The following is a 17,478-nucleotide window of genomic DNA, read 5'->3' on the forward strand; positions in this document are numbered from 1 at the left end:
GTCCTTACTGAATGGGACCGAACTTCTGGAAATCCCAATGCCGCCCGGGCGCGGCATCGAGCAGGGCTTGCGTGTAAGCCTGTCGCGGAGCGGTCAAGATTTCGGCGGCGGGGCCGAACTCGACCATGCGGCCCTGCCGCATCACCATGATGGTGTCGCAGATTTGGGCTGCGACACGCAGGTCATGCGTGATGAACAACACGCCGACGCTGGTCTTCATGCGGATATCATCGAGAAGGGCGAGCACCTGCGCCTGCACTGAAACATCGAGCGCCGACACTGCTTCATCGGCAATCAGGACATCCGGCTCCGGCGCCAGGGCGCGAGCAATGCAGATGCGCTGGCGTTGCCCGCCGGAGAACTGGTGCGGGAAGCGCTCCAGCGCATCGGCAGGCAAGCCGACGAGATGCATCAGGTCCCGCGCACGCTGGCACGCAGTCTTGTGCGGCGTGCCGAAATTGATCAATCCTTCGATGATGGACTCGCCCACACTCACACGTGGATTGAGCGAGCGGAAAGGATCCTGAAACACCATCTGCACGCGCTTGCGCATCTGATGCAGAGCCTGGCCGCGAACGGTGGCCATGTTCTCGCCGCAGATGGTGATTTCGCGGGCGCTGGGATCCTGAAGGCGCACGATGCAGCGCGCCACCGTCGATTTGCCCGAACCGGACTCCCCCACCACGGCGAGTATCTCGCCCTTGCGCAAGGTCAGATCGATATCGGCCGCGGCATGAACGACATGCTCCTTCTTCCAGAAGCGGCGCTGATCATAGGTCTTGCTGAGGCCCGATACCGCCAGCACGATCTCATTGTCGTTTGGCTCGCGCGGTTCCGGCTGCAGGCTCGGCACGGAGGAAATCAACATGCGCGTATAGCGCTCCCGGGGAGCAGACAATATCTGCTCGCGGGAGCCAACCTCCACCACTTCGCCGCGGTTCATCACCACCACCCGGTCGGCAATATCGGCGACGACGCCGAAATCGTGAGTGATGAATAGGACCGCGGTATTGTGCTTTTCCTGCAGTTCCCGGATCAGAAGCAGGATCTGCTTTTGCGTGGTCACATCGAGCGCCGTAGTCGGCTCATCGGCGATCAGCAATTTCGGCTCCAGGATAAGCGCAATGCAGATGACCACACGCTGGCGCTGGCCGCCGGAAAGCTGATGCGGATAGGAATTGTAGATCCGTTTCGGGTCGGGAAGGTGCACGGCTTCCAGCATGGCGAGAACGCGCTCACGGCGCTCGCGCTTGCTCTGGTTCTTGTGGATGCTCAGCACTTCCTCGATCTGCTTGCCGACGGTTTCCACCGGGTTCAGCGCGCTCATCGGCTCCTGGAAGATCATGGCCATGGTGCTGGCTCGCAGCGCCCGCAGCCGCTCCGGCCCAGCCTGCAGCACGTTCTCGCCTTCCAGCAGGATTTCACCACCGCTGCAGGCAAGCTCGTTGGGTGACAGCAAGCCCATGACGGCGAAGGATGTAACCGACTTGCCCGAGCCGGATTCGCCCACCACGCAGACGGTTTCGCCGGGACGGACGGCGAAGCTGACGCAGCGGACGACGCCGATGGAATTGTCGCCGACCAGGCTGACCGAAAGATCGCGCACCTCCAGAACGGGCGATACCCCATGCGCTTCCGCTTTGTGCAAGTTGCTCATGTTCGTTTCGCCATTTTGGGGTCAAGCAGATCGCGGAGCACATCGCCGATGATGTTGGAGCTCAGAAGCGTCAGCGCGAGCACGATACCGGGGTAAAGGACGAGGCCGGGATAGAGCTGAAAATAGGTGCGCCCATCGGCCATCATGTTGCCCCATGATGGGATCTCGCTCGGCAGCCCTGCGCCGAGGAAGCTGAGCGTGGCTTCCGTCAGGATGGCCGAGGCGAAGATGAACGTGCCCTGCACGATCAGCGGCGCAACCGTGTTGGGCACCATATGCCGAGTTAGCATCCGCCACATGGGCGTGCCGAGCAAGATAGCGGCCTCGACATAGGCTTCGGAGCGCACATTGAGAATGACGCTGCGCACCAACCGCACGACGCGCGGAATTTCCGGAACGATTATGGCGACCAGAACTGTGACAAGCGTCGCACCCGTCAGGGAGACGAGCGCAATGGCCAGAAGGATGCTCGGAATGGCCATGACACCATCCATCACCCGCATCACGACGGCATCGACGCGCGGGAAATAACCGGCAAAAACGCCAATCACCAGCCCAAGCAGCACGCTGGCAAACGTGGCGCCGAGACCGACGATCAGCGAAACCCGCGCGCCATGCAGCAGACGCGAATAGACGTCACGGCCGAAAGCATCCGAGCCAAACCAGTGCACAGCCGAACTGGATGCGAAGCGGGAACCGGGATCGATAGCGATCGGATCGGTTGTCCCCAGCCATGGCGCAAAGATTGCCAGAAAGACGACCAGCGCCAGCACCACGAAGGCCACCAGAACGGGAAGGCTGCGCGCCGAGCGCAGAAGCCGACGCGCGAAAGAGGGTTTCGCCGATCGCGGCTCGTCCGACGATGGGGTTGAGAGAATGTTCCTGTCTGCAGGCGATGTCGACATGGTGCCCCTCAATAGCGGATACGGGGGTCGAAAGCGGTATAGAGAACATCGACCAGGAGATTGATGAGGATGTAGGTGAAGGAGAAGAGCAGGATCAGCCCCTGTATGACGGGATAGTCGCGCGCGAGCACCGCCTCAACCACGAGACGACCGAGCCCTGGAAGGTTGAAGACAGATTCCGTCACCACCACCCCGGTGATGAGAGATGCAATGCCGATACCGATCACCGTGACGATCGGCACCGCCGCATTGCGCAAGGCATGGCGCAACAGAACCGACCATTCGGTTGCACCCTTCGCGCGCGCGGTGCGGATGAAATCCTCGCCCATCACGTCCATCACGCTGCTTCGCGTCATGCGCGCCACCAGCGCGATATAGATCCCGCTCAGTGCTAGCGTCGGCAGAATAAGACGCTGTGCATAGGGCCAGACACCCTTGGCCAATGGGGCGTAGCCTTGCACCGGAAACCAGCCGAGCTTCAGCGCCAACCAGTAGATCAACAGGTATCCGACAACGAAAGTCGGAATGGAAAAGCCGAGGACGGAAAAGGTCATCACTGTGCGGTCCAGCCAGCCACCGGGACGACGAGCCGCGATCACCCCCATCGGCACCGCCACGAGGACCGTGAAGATGATGGTGGAAAGTGCCAGCGAGAGGGTAGGCCCCACACGCGCGCCGATCATCTGAATCACTGGAGTGTTGGACAGGAGCGACACCCCCAGATCCCCGGTCAGCAGTTGCCTCACCCAGACATAGAGCTGGGTGAGGATGGGTTGGTCTAGCCCCATCATCTGGCGGATGCGCTCGAGTTGCTCGCCGGACGCATCGTCGCCCGCCAGAATGGCGGCGGGATCGCCCGGTGTCAGACGCAGGATGGCGAAGACCACGATGGCCACCATCAGCATCACCGGCAGCGTGGCGATCACCCGCTTGAGGATGTAGGAGATCATAAGCCGCTCACTCGCGATCCTTGCGCACGTTCCAGAACACTCTCACTGGAGATTCGAGGAACCCGGTCACGCTGCTCGAATAGGCGGAAGGAATGCGAAACTGGCCGAGCGGGCCGACGACCCCTTCATCGATCGCCAGTTTCTGGATCTTGGCGGCAATCTCCTTCTGCTCTTCCGGCGTGGCCGCCTTGGCATAGTCGAGACGCAGCTTTTCGATTTCCGGTACGTCAGGCCAACCGGCCCATGATTTACGTCCAGCCGCCGACAGGGTCGTATTGCCGAACGGGTCGCCGCTCGTCGCAAGGATCGCATAGGTGGAGAAGAGGTTCCAACCACCCTCGGCAGGCGGCTTCTGGTTGCTCTGCTGGGTCACGACCGTCTGCCAGTCCATCGTCTTCATCTGGACGTTGAAGCCCGCCTTGCGAAGGGCCGCGGCGATAACGATCGGTTGGGCGGCAAGCATGGCGATATCGGTCGGCTGCAGGAGCACCACCGGCGTGCCGTCATACTTGGCTTCCTTCAACAGCATCTTGGCTCTTTGGATATCCGAAGGAACCACCCATTCCTCGCCATAGGTGTTGCCGTTGGGATTGCCGCAACCCATGACTGCCGCGCAGGTGTTGTAATATTCCGGATTGCCGACCAAAGCCTTCAGGACATCTCCCTGTCCCACGGCGGCAATCGCAGCCTGCCGCACCAGCTTGTTGTCGAACGGGGGATAGAGGTGGTTCATGCGGAAGTAGGTCCAGGCGCCGAGCTTGTCGAGCACCTTGACCTGGACCTTCGGCGAATTCTTTAGCAATGGCAGCAGATCGAACGGCACTTCCTGAATGAAGTCGATTTCGCCGCTTTGCAGCGCGTTCACCGCAGTCATCTGGTCGGGCATCGTCACCCATTCGACCCGATCGACATTGACGACCTTGCCGCCCGCGGTCCAGCTAGCCGGTTCGTTGCGCGGAACGTAATCCACATTCTTCTCGTAGACGACGCGAAGCCCCGGCTGAAATTCCGACTGCACGAACTTGAACGGTCCAGAACCGATATATTCCGTAATCGGCTTGTTGGCCGGCGTGTCGGCGATGCGCTTGGGCATCATGAAAGCTGGGCGCGAGCTCAGCTTGGCCAGGCCAGACAAGAGCAACGTCGTCGGCTGGCTCAGGACGACCTCGAAGGTCTTGTCGTCAATCGCCTTGATATCATCGACCATCTTGATGAGCGCGATGCCGGTCGTATCCACTTCGGCCCAACGCTTGATGGAAGCAATGCAATCCTGCGCCGACACCACCGTGCCGTCATGCCACTTCAATCCATCACGCAGCGTGAACTTGTAGGTTTTGCCATCATCGGAAACGGTCCAGTCGGCCATCTGCGGGCGAATCTTGAAGGTCTCGTCCATGCCAAGCAGCGTGTCGTAGATCATATAGCCATGATCGCGGGTCAGGAACGCCGTGGTCATGATCGGGTCCATCACACGCAAGCCCGACTGCATGACCGCCTTGATGGTGGCGGCGTTGGCTGGCGTCATTCCCGCCATCGGAGCCATGGCCGCAGCGGCCAAGAGTGCCAGCCGCGCATGTTTGAGAAGCGAGGCCTTCCCGAAGGTGCCCTTGTTGAAGATCGCCATTGGAGATTCTCCCTCTTGATTTTGCCAGCGTGACAGTGTGGTTTCCGGCTAGTGCACGATGAATTTGTGCCGCGGAATCGAGGGTGGTCGCCCGGCCATGCGGTCGCTCAGCAACGCAGCACTGCCTGCCGCCAGCGTGAAGCCCAGGCTGCCATGTCCGGCATTGATCCAGAGATTGTCGCAGGGCGTGGCGCCGATCACCGGCGTGCTGCTTGGCCGCGCGGGGCGCAAACCTGCCCAGACCTGTGGCTCACCAGCGGGCGCGAGCTGCGGGAAAAGGGCTTCCGCCTGCCGACGCAGAAGATCGACGCGCCGTGACCGGATCTCGGCGGCATTGTCGCCGACATCGACCATGCCTGCCACACGCAGGCGATTGCCGAGCCGCGCGTAAACCACCTTCGTGGCAATGTCGCTGACGCTGCACATTGGAGCGACGCTGACTTCCGTCAGGTCATACGTGAGACTGTAACCTTTCAGAGCGTGAATGTGCGGATTGAAGCCCGCTTGCCGCGCAAGCTGCTGCGCGCCAAGGCCGTTGGCGATCACATAGGCATCCGCTTCCAGCGGGCCGGCAGAGGTCTCCGCCACGACGATGCGCCGCCCCCGGCGCCGCAGGCGCGATACCCTGGTGCCGAAGAGAAACCGAACATCTCCGGCAAGTCTGCGATGCAGCTGCCTGCACAGCTTGAAGCAGTCGGCCGAATCCTCATCCGGCATGAAGATGCCACCGACAATCTTTTCCGCCTGACTAGCAAGCGACGACTCCTTGTCGATGCAGCCTTGACGGTCAAGCACCAGATAGTCGCTGCCAAGCGTCTTCTGAAATTCCATCTGCCGCTGCGCGCTGGCCAGACCGGCCGCGTCACCATAAACGAGCAGTTTGCCGGTGGAGGCGAAGTCGCAATCGATTGCTTCTCGCTGCATCAATTCATGCAATTTCGCCCGACTGTGCAACCCGAGCTCCAGCAGGTCGATGGTGCCCTGGCGTGCCGCTCCGGACCGGCACAAGCGCAGGAAGGAAAGCCCCCAGCGCCATTGCGCCGGATCAGCGCGCAGTTGGAAATGCAAGGGCGCATCCTTGTCGGTCAACCAGAGCGGCAACTTCGGCAGAACCGCGGGATCGGCCAGCGGCGCGACGAAATTGTAGCTGAGCTGCGCCCCGTTTGCCTTGCTGGTTTCGAGGCCGACGCCCTCGCCCGCCTCGACAACGGTCACGTCATGGCCTTCGCGCCGCAGATAATAGGCGGTCGTCATGCCGATAATGCCAGCACCTATGACGAGAGCATGCATTTTGATCGCTTACCGTCAGGCTGCACTGCGCTGGCGCAGGGTTTCGATGGTTGCGGCAACCGAGATGTGCTCGAGACTGGTGCGCACACAGATGATGCTTGCGCGATCTGCCCCGAGCGCCTCTTGCACCACCGGCTCGATGTCCTTCGGCTCATCCACCCTCAGGCCGAGCGCACCGTAGGTTGTCGCCAGCGCGGCAAAATCGGGATTGACCAGTGCGGTCATGCCGACGCGCCCGGGAAAGTTCTTTTCCTGATGCATGCGGATGGTGCCGTATGAGCCATTGTCGGAAATGACGACGATTGGCTTGGCGCCATATTGAATGGCGGTTGCAAGCTCGTTGCCAGTCATCAGGAAGCCGCCGTCGCCGACAAAGCAGACAACACGCTTGTCCCGCTGACGCAGACTTGCGGCGATCGCGCCCGGAACACCGAAGCCCATGGCTCCGGAAGATGGGGCTAGCATCATGCGACCACCGCCGAAGCGCATGAGACGTTGCACCCAGCCGCCAAAATTCCCGGCATCGAGGGTGACGATGGCTTCCCTGCCCAGCGCGCGATCCATCACCTTGACAAAGGCGCCGAAGATCACGCCGTCCTCGGCTTCCGCGGGACCATTCCACCCGCGCAAGCCATCGGCGATTGCATGCAGTTCGGCGCTCCACACCCGATGGTCCCTTGCAGCCTCGGCAGGCGCACGAGCTCGCATCTGCTCAAGGAAGAGCACCGGATCGGCTGAGATGCCGCGCTCGACGCTGCGCACACTGCCGACCGCCATCGCATCGGGCCAAACCTGCACCACCGGCTGCGCCGGCTTGGGCGCTGCCGGGAATGAATAGCCCTGGCTTGTAACATCGCCCAGCCGGGCGCCGATTCCGATCACCAGGTCGGCTTTGGCGACAGCAGCCGCCAACTCTGCCGGCGCGCCATAGGCGAGATGCCCCGCATAGAGCGGGTGGTCATTGTCCAGCAGATCGGCGTGGCGCACCGACATGGCGACTGGAAGCGAGAACGCTTCGGCAGTTGCGCGCAACGCCTGCTGCCCCTGCGGCGATTTCAGCAGACCGCCGGCGATCAGGAGCGGACGCCTGGCGGACGCGATCATGTTCGCGACCGCCTCGACATCCTGCACGGCGGATGCAGATCGGGCGACGGAGTAGACGGGAATGGGTCCTGGCGTCACCTCGTCTTCCAGCATGTCTTCCGGCAGGACGACGACGACCGGCCCTGGCGTTCCGCTCAACGCGGCATGGAAGGCGGTCGCGACCATATCCGGCAGCCGGTTGGCGTCACTGACCTCGACGACCCATTTGGCCATCGAGCTGAAAACGAGATTGTAGTCGACTTCCTGAAAGGCGTTCATATGCCTGTGGTGACGCTCCACCTGGCCGACAAACAGCACGAACGGAACGGCGTCCTGTTGCGCCGAATGAATGGCTATCGCCGCATTCATCGCACCCGGCCCCCGACTGACGAAAGCCACGCCGGGACGTCCGGTCAGGCGCGCATCAGCCAGCGCCATGAAGCCAGCACCGCTTTCATGACGCGTGGTGACAACGTCGACGGCCGTCTCATCCATCAAAGCGTCGAGGACGCTCAAATAGCTCTCGCCGGGAACGCAGAAGATCCGGTCGACGCCATGCGCCTTCAGCGCGTCCACAAGCAGGTTGGCAGACCGCATCATTCCTTGTTTCCCTTATTCGAGCCCAGCTGGTCGCGGCGGCTTTCCAATGTGTGGAGGGATTGGGTTTTCAAGTTTTCGGGAAGCGCGTCGACGAGATAGTTCACGGCTTTCCACAAGCGGTCCCAGCCTTCATCCGTGCGCAACGGGACGCCGAGAAAGAACTCCTCCGTCTTGGAACGCAGCATGAGATAGAGAATACCGGCGAGCATGATGCTGACCACCGCAGGAATGTCCGCTTCACTCGTCAGGCCATCCACCCGGTTGATAAAGGAACGCGCGGCAGCTTCGCGTCTCCCGGCCAACTTGGCGCTGACATCGTTACGCTCGATCAATTCCCAGCGGCGCACTTCGCACAAGGCCGGGTTGTTAGCCAGAACGTCGATCTGCTCGCGCAGCATGGCGAGGATCAGATCGGCGGGTGATCTCTGACTGGTCTCACTCTTCTTCACTACGTTGGAGCGCTTGGTCCAAAAATCCTGCTCCTGCATCCAGGTCAGCATCAAACCGGTCATACCGTCGAAATAGCGATAGATCAGCTCCCGGCTGACCCCGGCGCGCTTGGCCACGACGTTGATGCCCACGCCGGCCATGCCCGTCTCGCAAAGCTGGTCCTCGAGCGCCTGCAAAATGGCGCGCTCGGTGCGTTCGCGCCGCGACATCAGCCCCTCCTGACGATCATGGTTCGCTCCACCAGTCGTTCGGACGGATAGGCCACACCTTCATCAATCCGTGCATAGAGCTCCGTTGCCGCGTGGCCGATGGGCTTGCCATCACACAGCACTTGCGGCGCGCCATACACGACCGAACGAAAAGCGTGCTGGCCTGAGAGCAGCGCTCTGTTTGCGGTTTCGAGAGCGACGATGCTGCCGCGGACATCGATATGCACACGATCCTGTTCAGCAGGACGCAAGGCGACAGGCTCATCAAGTCGCAGGAAGCCGTGCGCTTCCTGAGTGCCATTCAGCGCGCCCCAGGCAAGATCGCCAAGACACCGCGCCAGCTCCGCGCAGCTCGCATGATTGGAAAAGATGGAATTGAGCAAAAGAGCAAAGCCGCGATCCGCTTCGATTTTCGTGGCCACGCCGATATCAGGCCGGCGCGCGACGCGCCTGGTATTGGCCCAGCCAATCACCCCTTGCGCAGACAACGCGATCAGCCCCGCATCCATTTCCGGCTCGGCGTTCAGCACGTGGTCGATGGCATCCTGCGGCGCTTGGCCTCGCTCCAGCAACTGCAGAACGGCCCTGTTTACTGGAACGCCACCCTCATTGAGGGAGTTTGGCAGGCGATGGCCGGCAACGAGACCAACCCCCGACTGCCCTGGCAAAAACTGAACCAGCGGCTCAGGACGATCAGGCCCACTGGAAATGATTGCAGCCGTTTTTGCCGATTGCCACGCATCGAGGATTTTCAGACCCGATACACCCCCACGCTGCACGCTTGTGTGCTGGAACGCATCGTCTTCATCGAGGACAGCCAGCACCGCGAAACCGCCGATAGAACCCCGCCCGGCCAGTTCCGCTCCCATAACAGCCGACATAACCGCTGCGACAGCATTTGCGCCGTAACAGCCAATCCCGATGGTCAAGGCGTCCCGCTCTCTATCTTTGTTTTCCACGCTGTGTTGTTCTTACACGAAATGTGACACAGTGTTCACATTTAAAATGCATATCGCCCACGCCTCGTCAAGCGCATTTCGCGTCGGCTTATGGCATGGCTGCCGGCTGCTACCTCTGGCGCAAGTCGAATGGCTGGATAAGCGACCCAGCGAAGGAGATCACCGAAACCGCAAGACTGGCTCAGAAGGCGGTGAAGTTTGGCAGGGACGACGCGATCGCGCTCGCCGCGAGCGGGTCAGCGCTGGCTCTCGTAGTTGGCAATGGCGCTGCGGGACGCGCCGGATCTTCAACCCGGATTACGCATCATCGCCGCAAGCAAGGCCCTCGCGGGGGTGCCTGGAGCCGGCACGGACAGCCGTTGCACGGTTGCGAGAGCTCAATCCAGCGCTGCGTGTCTCCCGCCTCAAGGACCTACTTGGGCTATACCGGCGGCCCGTCGATGTCGCGAGATATGAAGAGGGTCTGCGGCGGGCGGGACTGCTGGAATGATAGCTACGCAGATTGGATTTGCGCAATGGCAAGAAGGGATTTGGTGTGATTTGACCAAACCGCAGTTGCAGTTCTCGAAATAGTTCGGGCTCTATGACTCACGCCTCAGGCCCGCCTTGCGTCAATAGCTGCCGATTTTGCAAGTCCTGCTTGGGCCAGAGGAGCTGTTTTGGAATTTTCGTTGCGCATGCCCGACCGGGCAAACCGGGTCATTTCCGTTTTCAGGCCGATATCGTGTGTTCAACCCCCAAGTCAGTTCTTTCGGAAATCGCGATTTACTCTCTCCTGTTCCGCTAACAACGGTAAGATCGAACGTCGTGAACTACGCAGCAGCATGAGGGTAAGAGCGGTGCCACCCCACGGCGCGACGAAGCGATAGCCGCCTTCCACGCGCCCCGACCAAGCATTGGCGTTGAACTCGGCGCGCAAATGATCGGTGGCTGCAATGGTCACGGTGCGATCTGCGGGTATGGAAATTCGCTGTAGTCCCGCTATCTTGTTTCGGCTCACCATGCTGCGGCGGCGACTCGAGGTTCACCATGAGCTCCAAACCATGACCTCGCAGTCCTGGATCAGGCGACTAGGAGCGCCGCTCCTCGCTTTTGCCTTGGCCGTCGCGCCGCCGGTTTGCGCGGTGCGCGCCGTCGAGGATGCCCACAAGGTCGGCGTGGTATCCTTTGGCCTTTTCGGCGATCAAGGCGTGTTTCGAAGCGAGGCGACCGGTGCAGCTCAGGTTGTCGCGGGTCGTTTCGAGACTGGCCCGATCGAGGTGCAATACAATTCGAAGAAAGGTGGTAGCGCTACGACCGAGACGCTGGCCAGGTCGTTGCAGGTTGCAGCCGGCCGCCTGGACGCCGAGAAAGACGTTTTGTTCTTGATTCTCACTTCGCATGGCTCGCCAGACGGCCTCGCAATCAAGGCGGGGCGGCTTACGCAAACACTCACACCGTCCCGTCTCGCCGAGATGCTCGGAAGGACCGGCGTGCGCCACAAGGTGGTGATCATCTCAGCCTGCTACTCTGGAGTCTTCATCCCTCGTCTCGCGAATCCCGACGTCTTGGTCATCACGGCGGCCGACGCCGATCATCCGTCGTTCGGCTGTGAGGACAAAGCGAAGTGGACTTATTTCGGTGACGCCTTCTTCAACGTCGAACTCCGGCGAGCCGAAAGCTTGAAGGATGCATTTGCCGGTGCGCGCACACTCGTCAGGAAGCGAGAGCTGCGTGAGCATTTCGAGCCGTCGAATCCCCAGATGGCAGGCGGCGCAAACGTGCAGCCATTGCTGGTTGCGCGCCCTTGATCGATCGGTCGCGCTTGTGGCAGCAATCTCGCTCGAAATGTACGTTGCACCGCGGAGGATCTCCGCAGGCTGCCGAGGCCGCGATCGCCGAGGTGCTGGATTCGATCGGAGACACATGCCCTGAGTGTCCGCCCGAGGACTTCGTCTAAAGCTGCGACTGGTCCTGGTCGCTATGGACCAACCTGATGAGCGGCGATTGTGAGGGGATCAGGCGATGGGCAGGTCGCGGCAAGGTGCGAAAATGGCCAATCACCGGAAGACGATCTCACTTTCGTCGTAAGGCGCGAACGCTTGGTCGATCGCGTTTGGCTGCATGTAAAGACCACCGCATGCACCGTCGAGAAAGCGGCGCACAGCTCCGCCCGGCAGTTCGTGGCCGAGCTAATCTTCACCATAGACCGCGCAATGGACCAGTTCGCCGGCCTCAATCTTCGCTAGTCGATTGCGCTTCCCGGCCCGCTAGGACTGCGGAAGCGCCACGCCCGTCATCTCGCGCAACATGTCGACGAGTTTGTCCTGAAAGCCGGGATCCACTACTTCGCTGGCCGGCTCCTGATGCCGGAGGTGATGCCAGTAGCACCCACTGACCAGCGCGGCTGGATCATCGCTCACGGCCAGCCAAGTCTGTGTCTTCTGACCCGTTTCGACATCGACCGGAGCGCCCGCGCCGCCCATCTTCGTACGCGCCCATCCGGGATCCACCGCATTACTCAAGACCTTCGGCCAGCGTCGCGCCAGTACGTACGTCAGCGCGACGACGTGCAGTTTGCTTTCGGCGTAGGCCTTTGCCGAATCCCAAGACCTTTTCGTCCAGTCTAGGTCGGCCAGCGAGCCTTCCCCGCCGCGATGCAGCCCACTGCTGAGATAAACCAATCTTGCGGGGCGCTCGATCAGTGCCGTCAGCAAGTACGGCGCAATGGTATTGATTGCCAAGGTGACGGCATGACCTTCCGGCGTCGAGCCGCGGCTCCGCTGCGTGTAGACACCCGCGTTGTGGATGACCGCATCCATGCGCCCGATCGCGTTGACCTGTTCCGCCATGCTCCTAGTCTCGGCGCCGCGCTGCAGGTCCCCAACCACAATTCCCTCGGCGCGCGACGCGAGCCCTCCGAGCGCTGTGGCGCGATCGGCCGACCGCGCGTGCAACACCACTCGGTAACCTTGATCAAGGAGCGATTGCGCTGCCGCCCGGCCGAGGCCGTCCGTGCTGCCGGTGATGAAGACGATGGCCATGCGCTGCTCCTCCCGACTCTTCAGAACGTACTCTACAACGCCTACGCATCACTTCCGATACTGGTCGTCGCTCACCTTCTCCATCCAATCGACGTTCTTACCACCGATAGACTCCTGGATCGCGATATGGGTCATGGCGGTCGTCGGCGAAGCGCCGTGCCAGTGCTTCAGCCCAGGCGGAAACCAGACGACGTCACCGGGGCGTATCTCCTCGACCGGGCCGCCCTCGCGCTGCACCCATCCCTGCCCGGCGGTGACGATCAGCGTCTGGCCCAGAGGATGAGTGTGCCACGCGGTTCGAGCGCCCGGTTCGAAAGTGACTTGGCCCGCGCCAACGCGCGCTGGATCCGGAGCCTGGAAGAGCGGGTCTATGCGGACCGTCCCGGTAAACCAGTCGTCGGGGCCCTTCTGTGAGGGACGTGATCCGTTTCTCTTGATGTCGATTTCCATATGAGTTTCCTCTTTTGCTTCGGATGCAAGTGCCTCCGCCCCGTGAAACCTGATCGCAGCAGCGGCGCTGCCGCCGATCAGCACGCGCCTGCGTGTGATCAATGCACGTCTCCGCTCATCGCGGGTCGTAACCGAGTTGTTTGTAGATGGTAGCCTGCTTATCGATGATGTCGGGCTTGTAGACCCTTGTTGTCCAATCCCTCGGTTCGACGTCTTCGATGCCAACCGAAACGGATTCTCCCCCGTAATTGAGTGTAGTGTCACCGCCTCGGTGACCGCTTGCGCGAGCGCCTCCTTCTGCCGCTCGGACTTACCCGCATAGAGCTTGACGATGACGTGCGGCATTACTCGGCTCCTTAGTGCGGACGCTTTTCGATCACGTCCTTGACGACCGGCGCCGCGGAGAACGCGTTGGGCCAACCGGCGTAGAAGGCTAGATGGCCTAGCACCTCGCCGGCCTCATCCGGCGTCAGTCCGTTGTCCATCGCGCGGTTCAGATGGTAGGTGATCTGAGCGACCTGACCGGTCGCGATGAGAGCGCTCACGGTGACGAGGCTGCGGTCGCGGGGAGCGAGAGCCGGCCTGAGCCAGAGATCCCGGAAGAGCACGTCGGTGGTGTACTGGACAAGGCTTGGCGTGATTTGCCCGAACTGCTCTCCGACGCGCGTCGCCCGCTGCCTTTCGGCCGCCTCATCAAGCGGAAGCTGCGGCCCCGCGGCCGGCGGGAGCTCAGGGACCCCGATGTTGCGATCCTTGAACACCTCCCTCGCCGCCGGGATCGCATCCATCGCGTTCGCCCAGCCGGTGTAGAAAGCCAAATGCGTGATGATCTCCGATATCTCCGACGGCTTCACGCCGTTGTCGAGCGCGAGTGCCAGGTAGTACGGCAGTTCGACGGTCTGGTCGCGGGCGACAAGTGCGGCGACGGTGACGATGCTGCGGTCTCGGCGAGAAAGGCCCGGTCGCTTCCACAAATCGCCGAGGACGAACTTTTGCGCATAGCCTTCGAGGGCTGGAGCGACGGCGCGGACGTCTTCCGATTTTAGCATGGTGTGGGCTCCTTCGATGGGCGTCTGTCCGGCGGCGGTGCCGGCGAACAGAAAGAAAGCAGGGTCGCTGCGAGCGTTCTCATTGTGGTGATCCTTCCAAGGTCGTCGGGTTCGCGATCAGCCACCAGGCGACAAGCGAAGCGCACAGCACGGTCGCCGAACTAACCAGAAACAGAACGTTCAACCTCGCCCCGGCCGCGATCAATCCGAGCGTCGGGCTGGCGAGGCCCTGGGCGAGATCGAGGAACGCGGTATAGGCGCCCATGGCCAGGCCGCGGCTTTGTGCCGGTACGCGGCGGACCGCTTCGACGCCGAAGCCCGGATAGACCAGCGAGAAGCCGAAGCCAGTGAGCACTGCACCGGCAAGCGCGATCTCGGGACGGACGGCCAGCCAGATCAGCGCCTGGCCGACGGCTTCGATCGCAGCGCAGACCAGCGCGACCTTCGCGCCGCCGATCTTGTCGGCCAAGTGGCTGAAGAACAGCCTGGCCAGGATGAAGGCGACCGCATAGGCCGTGTAGGCGGACCATCCGTTGGCCCAGCCCCTCGTCGCGAACAGCAAGGCGACGAACGTCGTCACGGCACCGAAGCCCACGGAGCCGAGCGCCGAGCCGAGGCCTGGCACCCAGACGGCGCCGATCACTTCGACGAACGAGGCCCGCGCGTGCTTCGCTGGCGCGACCGCCGGAACCAGCGCGACGAGCGGCAGAGCACCGAGCGGAGCCGACGTGGTGGCCAGGGAGATCGCCGCGAAGCCGTGGGCCGCATACAGAGCGGAGCCGGCGGGCGCGCCGATCGCGAAGGCCGCAAACATGGCCGACCCAACCCAGGCGATGACCTTGCCGGTGTTGCTCGAAGGGACGAGCGCCAATCCCCAACTCACGGCGGCTGTAATGATGAAGCTTTCCGCTCCGCCGAGCAGCGCGCGGCCCAAAAGGAGGATCGCGACCGAAATCAACGGAGATCCACTGAAGCCGAGCGATTGCAGATAGAGCAGCCCGGAGGCGGCCGCCGCGAGCAGGCCGGCGACGACCCCGCGCTTCGCCCCACGCGCGTCGGAGAAGTGACCCGCCCATGGTCGTGAGATCAACGATGCGGCGAACTGGCTTCCGGCGACGAACCCCACCATGAACGTGCCGAAACCCAGTTCGTCGTGCACGTGGAGGGGAAGAACGGGCATCGCCACACCGATGACGAGAAATGCCACGAAGACCACACCCATGATGGGCAGCAACGTGGTCGTGATGCCGGGAGTAGAGACGGGCTCCTGCATGGCCGCGATCGACATGGCCTCAGAGCTCCTGCCTGGTGGGCCGGTAGAGGATCTCGTTGATGTCGACCTCGGGAGGCTGGCTCAGCGCGAACGCGACAGCCCTCGCGAACGACTCAGCCGGCACAGCGACCTGCGCATAGAAGTCGCGCAGACGCTCGGCGGCCCCCGGATCGCTGACGGTGTTCGGAAGCTCGGTCGCCACGGCGCCCGGCGAGATCACCGTCGTCCGGATGTTGTAGGGCTTCACTTCCTGCCGAAGGCCTTCCGACAGCGCGCGGACGGCGAACTTCGTCGCCGCGTAGACTGCGAACCCCGGGCCCACACGATGGCCGGCGACCGACGAAACATTGATGAAGTGATCCGCCTTCTGCCGCTGCATGTGCGGAAGTGCGGCGGCGATGCCGTATGTCTCCCCTTTGAGGTTGACGTCGATCATCCGATCCCACTCGTCGATCTTCAGTTGCTCGAGGGGAGCCTGAGGCATCAGGCCGGCATTGTTGATCATGACGACGACGCGGCCGTACACCCGCACCGCCGCGTCGACGAGTGCCTTCACCTGCTCGCGGCGCGTCACGTCGGTTTCCAGAGCCAAGGCCTTGCCGCCGCGCGCCTCGATGTCCTTCGCCAGCGCCTGGAGCCGGTCCACCCGTCGGGCGTCGAGCACGACGGTCGCGCCCTGTGCCGAGAGGAGCCGCGCAGTAGCCTCGCCAAGCCCGCTGCTCGCGCCCGTCACGACGACGATCTTGTCCTTGATTCAGCCATAGGTCCTTGCCTTCTTGCTGGAACCGGCCCTGCCGTCCGACGCCAATCCGAACCTAAGACTTCCGCAGTCGTCCGATTAGGTGATAGATTTCGAATGCGGTCATTAGCCAGGCTTATCAATGAATCGAGACGACGCCAGCGATCTCCTCGCTTTCCTCGCCGTGGCGCGGGAGCGCAGCTTCACGCGCGCCGCGGCGAAGCTCGGCATGACGCAGTCCGCCCTCAGTCAAATCATCCGGAATCTGGAGGAGAGGCTCGGTGTACGATTGTTGAACCGGACAACGCGCAGCGTCACGCCAACTCAGGCCGGAGAACAACTGTTCCTAAGCGTCGGACCCAAGTTCACGGAGATGGACGCCGATCTCGCTGCGCTTAGCGAGTTGCGCGAAAAGCCTGCCGGGACCGTCCGGCTGACGGCGACGGAGTTCGCTGCCTCCGAAATCCTCCTGCCAGCACTCGGGAAGATCCTGCCCAAATACCCCGATATCCATGTCGAGGTGATCATCGACTACGGGCTCACCAACATCGTGGCGCAGCAGGTTGACGCGGGCATCCGCCCCGGCGAGCTCGTCGCAAAGGACATGATCGCCGTACGCGTCAGCCCCGATCTCCGGATGGCAGTCGTCGGCTCGCCCTCCTACTTCGCCGTTCGCAAACGGCCGAAGACGCCTCAGGATCTAACCCAGCATAACTGCCTCAACCTTCGCCTGCCGACGCATGGCGGCACCCTCTACGCGTGGGAATTCGAGAAGGATGGGCGGGAGCTCAACGTGCGGGTCGAAGGACAGCTTGTGTTCAACAGCGCCGGCCTTCTTCTGGACGGAGCGTTGAAGGGTCTTGGTCTTGCCTACCTCACGGAGAGACACGTGCAGCCGTACGTCTCAAAAGGTCGGCTTGTTCGCGTGCTGTCGGATTGGTGCCCCCCCTTCTCGGGTTATCACCTCTACTATCCCAGTCGGCGGCAGCCCTCGCCCGCCTTCTCACTCCTAGTCGATGCGCTCCGCTACAGGGGGCGCTAATCGCTCCGTCGCGCCGCGCAGGAGAACCATTGCGCCTTCGGTCGCTGCAAATGTAGTCGCCATCACCCATCTACGAACGGCGCGTAGGTCCTCAGGACGAAAGCTGTCAACGTGTGTCACAGCCCCATCATGCGCAAGATGATGCCGCCGTAATTGTAGCCATGACGGTGGCGGC

General features: G+C 62.2%; 17 protein-coding genes. 3 read left to right on the top strand and 14 right to left on the bottom strand.

The window, feature by feature from the left end; all coding sequences use genetic code 11:
- Positions 1–4: 4 nt before the first annotated feature.
- The 9 genes from AC629_RS10750 to AC629_RS47640 form a co-directional block, all read right to left on the bottom strand.
- Positions 5–1,657, bottom strand: a complete 1,653-nt coding sequence (locus tag AC629_RS10750) for an ABC transporter ATP-binding protein (protein WP_084804750.1) — start codon at positions 1,655–1,657, stop codon at positions 5–7.
- Positions 1,654–2,562, bottom strand: a complete 909-nt coding sequence (locus AC629_RS10755; protein ID WP_084804751.1) for an ABC transporter permease — start codon at positions 2,560–2,562, stop codon at positions 1,654–1,656. The genes AC629_RS10750 and AC629_RS10755 overlap by 4 nt, the downstream gene beginning before the upstream one ends.
- A gap of 8 nt (positions 2,563–2,570) precedes the next feature.
- Entirely contained in the window at positions 2,571–3,512 is a 942-nt protein-coding gene (locus tag AC629_RS10760; RefSeq protein WP_084804752.1) for an ABC transporter permease, read from the bottom strand.
- Between the two features lie 7 nt (positions 3,513–3,519).
- Positions 3,520–5,136: an ABC transporter substrate-binding protein gene (locus AC629_RS10765; protein ID WP_143199047.1), complete on the bottom strand. Its 1,617-nt coding sequence runs from the start codon at positions 5,134–5,136 to the stop codon at positions 3,520–3,522.
- A gap of 48 nt (positions 5,137–5,184) precedes the next feature.
- Entirely contained in the window at positions 5,185–6,426 is a 1,242-nt protein-coding gene (locus AC629_RS10770; RefSeq protein WP_084804753.1) for a D-amino acid dehydrogenase, read from the bottom strand.
- 15 nt (positions 6,427–6,441) lie between these two features.
- Positions 6,442–8,109 (bottom strand): thiamine pyrophosphate-dependent enzyme, encoded by a 1,668-nt coding sequence (locus tag AC629_RS10775; RefSeq protein ID WP_084804754.1) that lies wholly within the window; start codon positions 8,107–8,109, stop codon positions 6,442–6,444.
- On the bottom strand, positions 8,106–8,768 hold the full coding sequence (locus AC629_RS10780; RefSeq protein ID WP_084804755.1) for a TetR/AcrR family transcriptional regulator: 663 nt from the start codon (positions 8,766–8,768) through the stop codon (positions 8,106–8,108). Before AC629_RS10780 ends, AC629_RS10775 begins: the two co-directional genes overlap by 4 nt.
- The gene (locus tag AC629_RS45160) at positions 8,768–9,727 is read right to left on the bottom strand and encodes a DUF6963 family protein (protein WP_143199048.1); all 960 of its coding nucleotides are present in this window, start codon (positions 9,725–9,727) and stop codon (positions 8,768–8,770) included. The genes AC629_RS10780 and AC629_RS45160 overlap by 1 nt, the downstream gene beginning before the upstream one ends.
- 742 nt (positions 9,728–10,469) lie before the next feature.
- Positions 10,470–10,670 carry a hypothetical protein gene (locus AC629_RS47640; RefSeq protein WP_210419016.1) on the bottom strand — a complete coding sequence of 67 codons (201 nt, stop codon included), beginning with the start codon at positions 10,668–10,670 and terminating at the stop codon, positions 10,470–10,472.
- Positions 10,671–10,770: 100 nt separating this feature from the next.
- On the opposite strand from AC629_RS47640, the gene AC629_RS10805 reads away from it, so the two are divergent.
- Both AC629_RS10805 and AC629_RS46665 read left to right on the top strand, forming a co-directional pair.
- Positions 10,771–11,517, top strand: coding sequence for a C13 family peptidase (locus tag AC629_RS10805; protein ID WP_084804768.1), 747 nt, complete (start codon positions 10,771–10,773; stop codon positions 11,515–11,517).
- Positions 11,518–11,808: 291 nt separating this feature from the next.
- Complete coding sequence (locus AC629_RS46665; protein WP_168195442.1) at positions 11,809–11,955, top strand: hypothetical protein; 147 nt, start codon at positions 11,809–11,811, stop codon at positions 11,953–11,955.
- A gap of 21 nt (positions 11,956–11,976) precedes the next feature.
- Here the strand turns inward: AC629_RS46665 and AC629_RS10810 are convergent, their stop codons facing one another.
- The 5 genes from AC629_RS10810 to AC629_RS10835 all read right to left on the bottom strand — a co-directional run bounded on the left by AC629_RS10810 (position 11,977) and on the right by AC629_RS10835 (position 16,276).
- On the bottom strand, positions 11,977–12,750 hold the full coding sequence (locus tag AC629_RS10810; RefSeq protein WP_084804759.1) for an SDR family oxidoreductase: 774 nt from the start codon (positions 12,748–12,750) through the stop codon (positions 11,977–11,979).
- A gap of 48 nt (positions 12,751–12,798) precedes the next feature.
- Positions 12,799–13,194 carry a (R)-mandelonitrile lyase gene (locus AC629_RS10815; RefSeq protein WP_210419017.1) on the bottom strand — a complete coding sequence of 132 codons (396 nt, stop codon included), beginning with the start codon at positions 13,192–13,194 and terminating at the stop codon, positions 12,799–12,801.
- A gap of 362 nt (positions 13,195–13,556) precedes the next feature.
- On the bottom strand, positions 13,557–14,300 hold the full coding sequence (locus tag AC629_RS10825; protein WP_502693007.1) for a carboxymuconolactone decarboxylase family protein: 744 nt from the start codon (positions 14,298–14,300) through the stop codon (positions 13,557–13,559).
- A 28-nt stretch (positions 14,301–14,328) separates the two neighbouring features.
- The gene (locus AC629_RS10830) at positions 14,329–15,537 is read right to left on the bottom strand and encodes an arabinose transporter (protein ID WP_084804761.1); all 1,209 of its coding nucleotides are present in this window, start codon (positions 15,535–15,537) and stop codon (positions 14,329–14,331) included.
- Between the two features lie 4 nt (positions 15,538–15,541).
- Positions 15,542–16,276, bottom strand: a complete 735-nt coding sequence (locus AC629_RS10835) for an SDR family oxidoreductase (RefSeq protein ID WP_084804762.1) — start codon at positions 16,274–16,276, stop codon at positions 15,542–15,544.
- Positions 16,277–16,403: 127 nt separating this feature from the next.
- Here AC629_RS10835 and AC629_RS10840 point away from each other — a divergent pair, with 127 nt between their 5' ends.
- On the top strand, positions 16,404–17,303 hold the full coding sequence (locus AC629_RS10840) for a LysR family transcriptional regulator (RefSeq protein WP_084804763.1): 900 nt from the start codon (positions 16,404–16,406) through the stop codon (positions 17,301–17,303).
- Positions 17,304–17,478: the final 175 nt, after the last annotated feature.

This window comes from Bradyrhizobium sp. NAS80.1 (assembly GCF_001908205.1).
GTDB lineage: Bacteria > Pseudomonadota > Alphaproteobacteria > Rhizobiales > Xanthobacteraceae > Bradyrhizobium.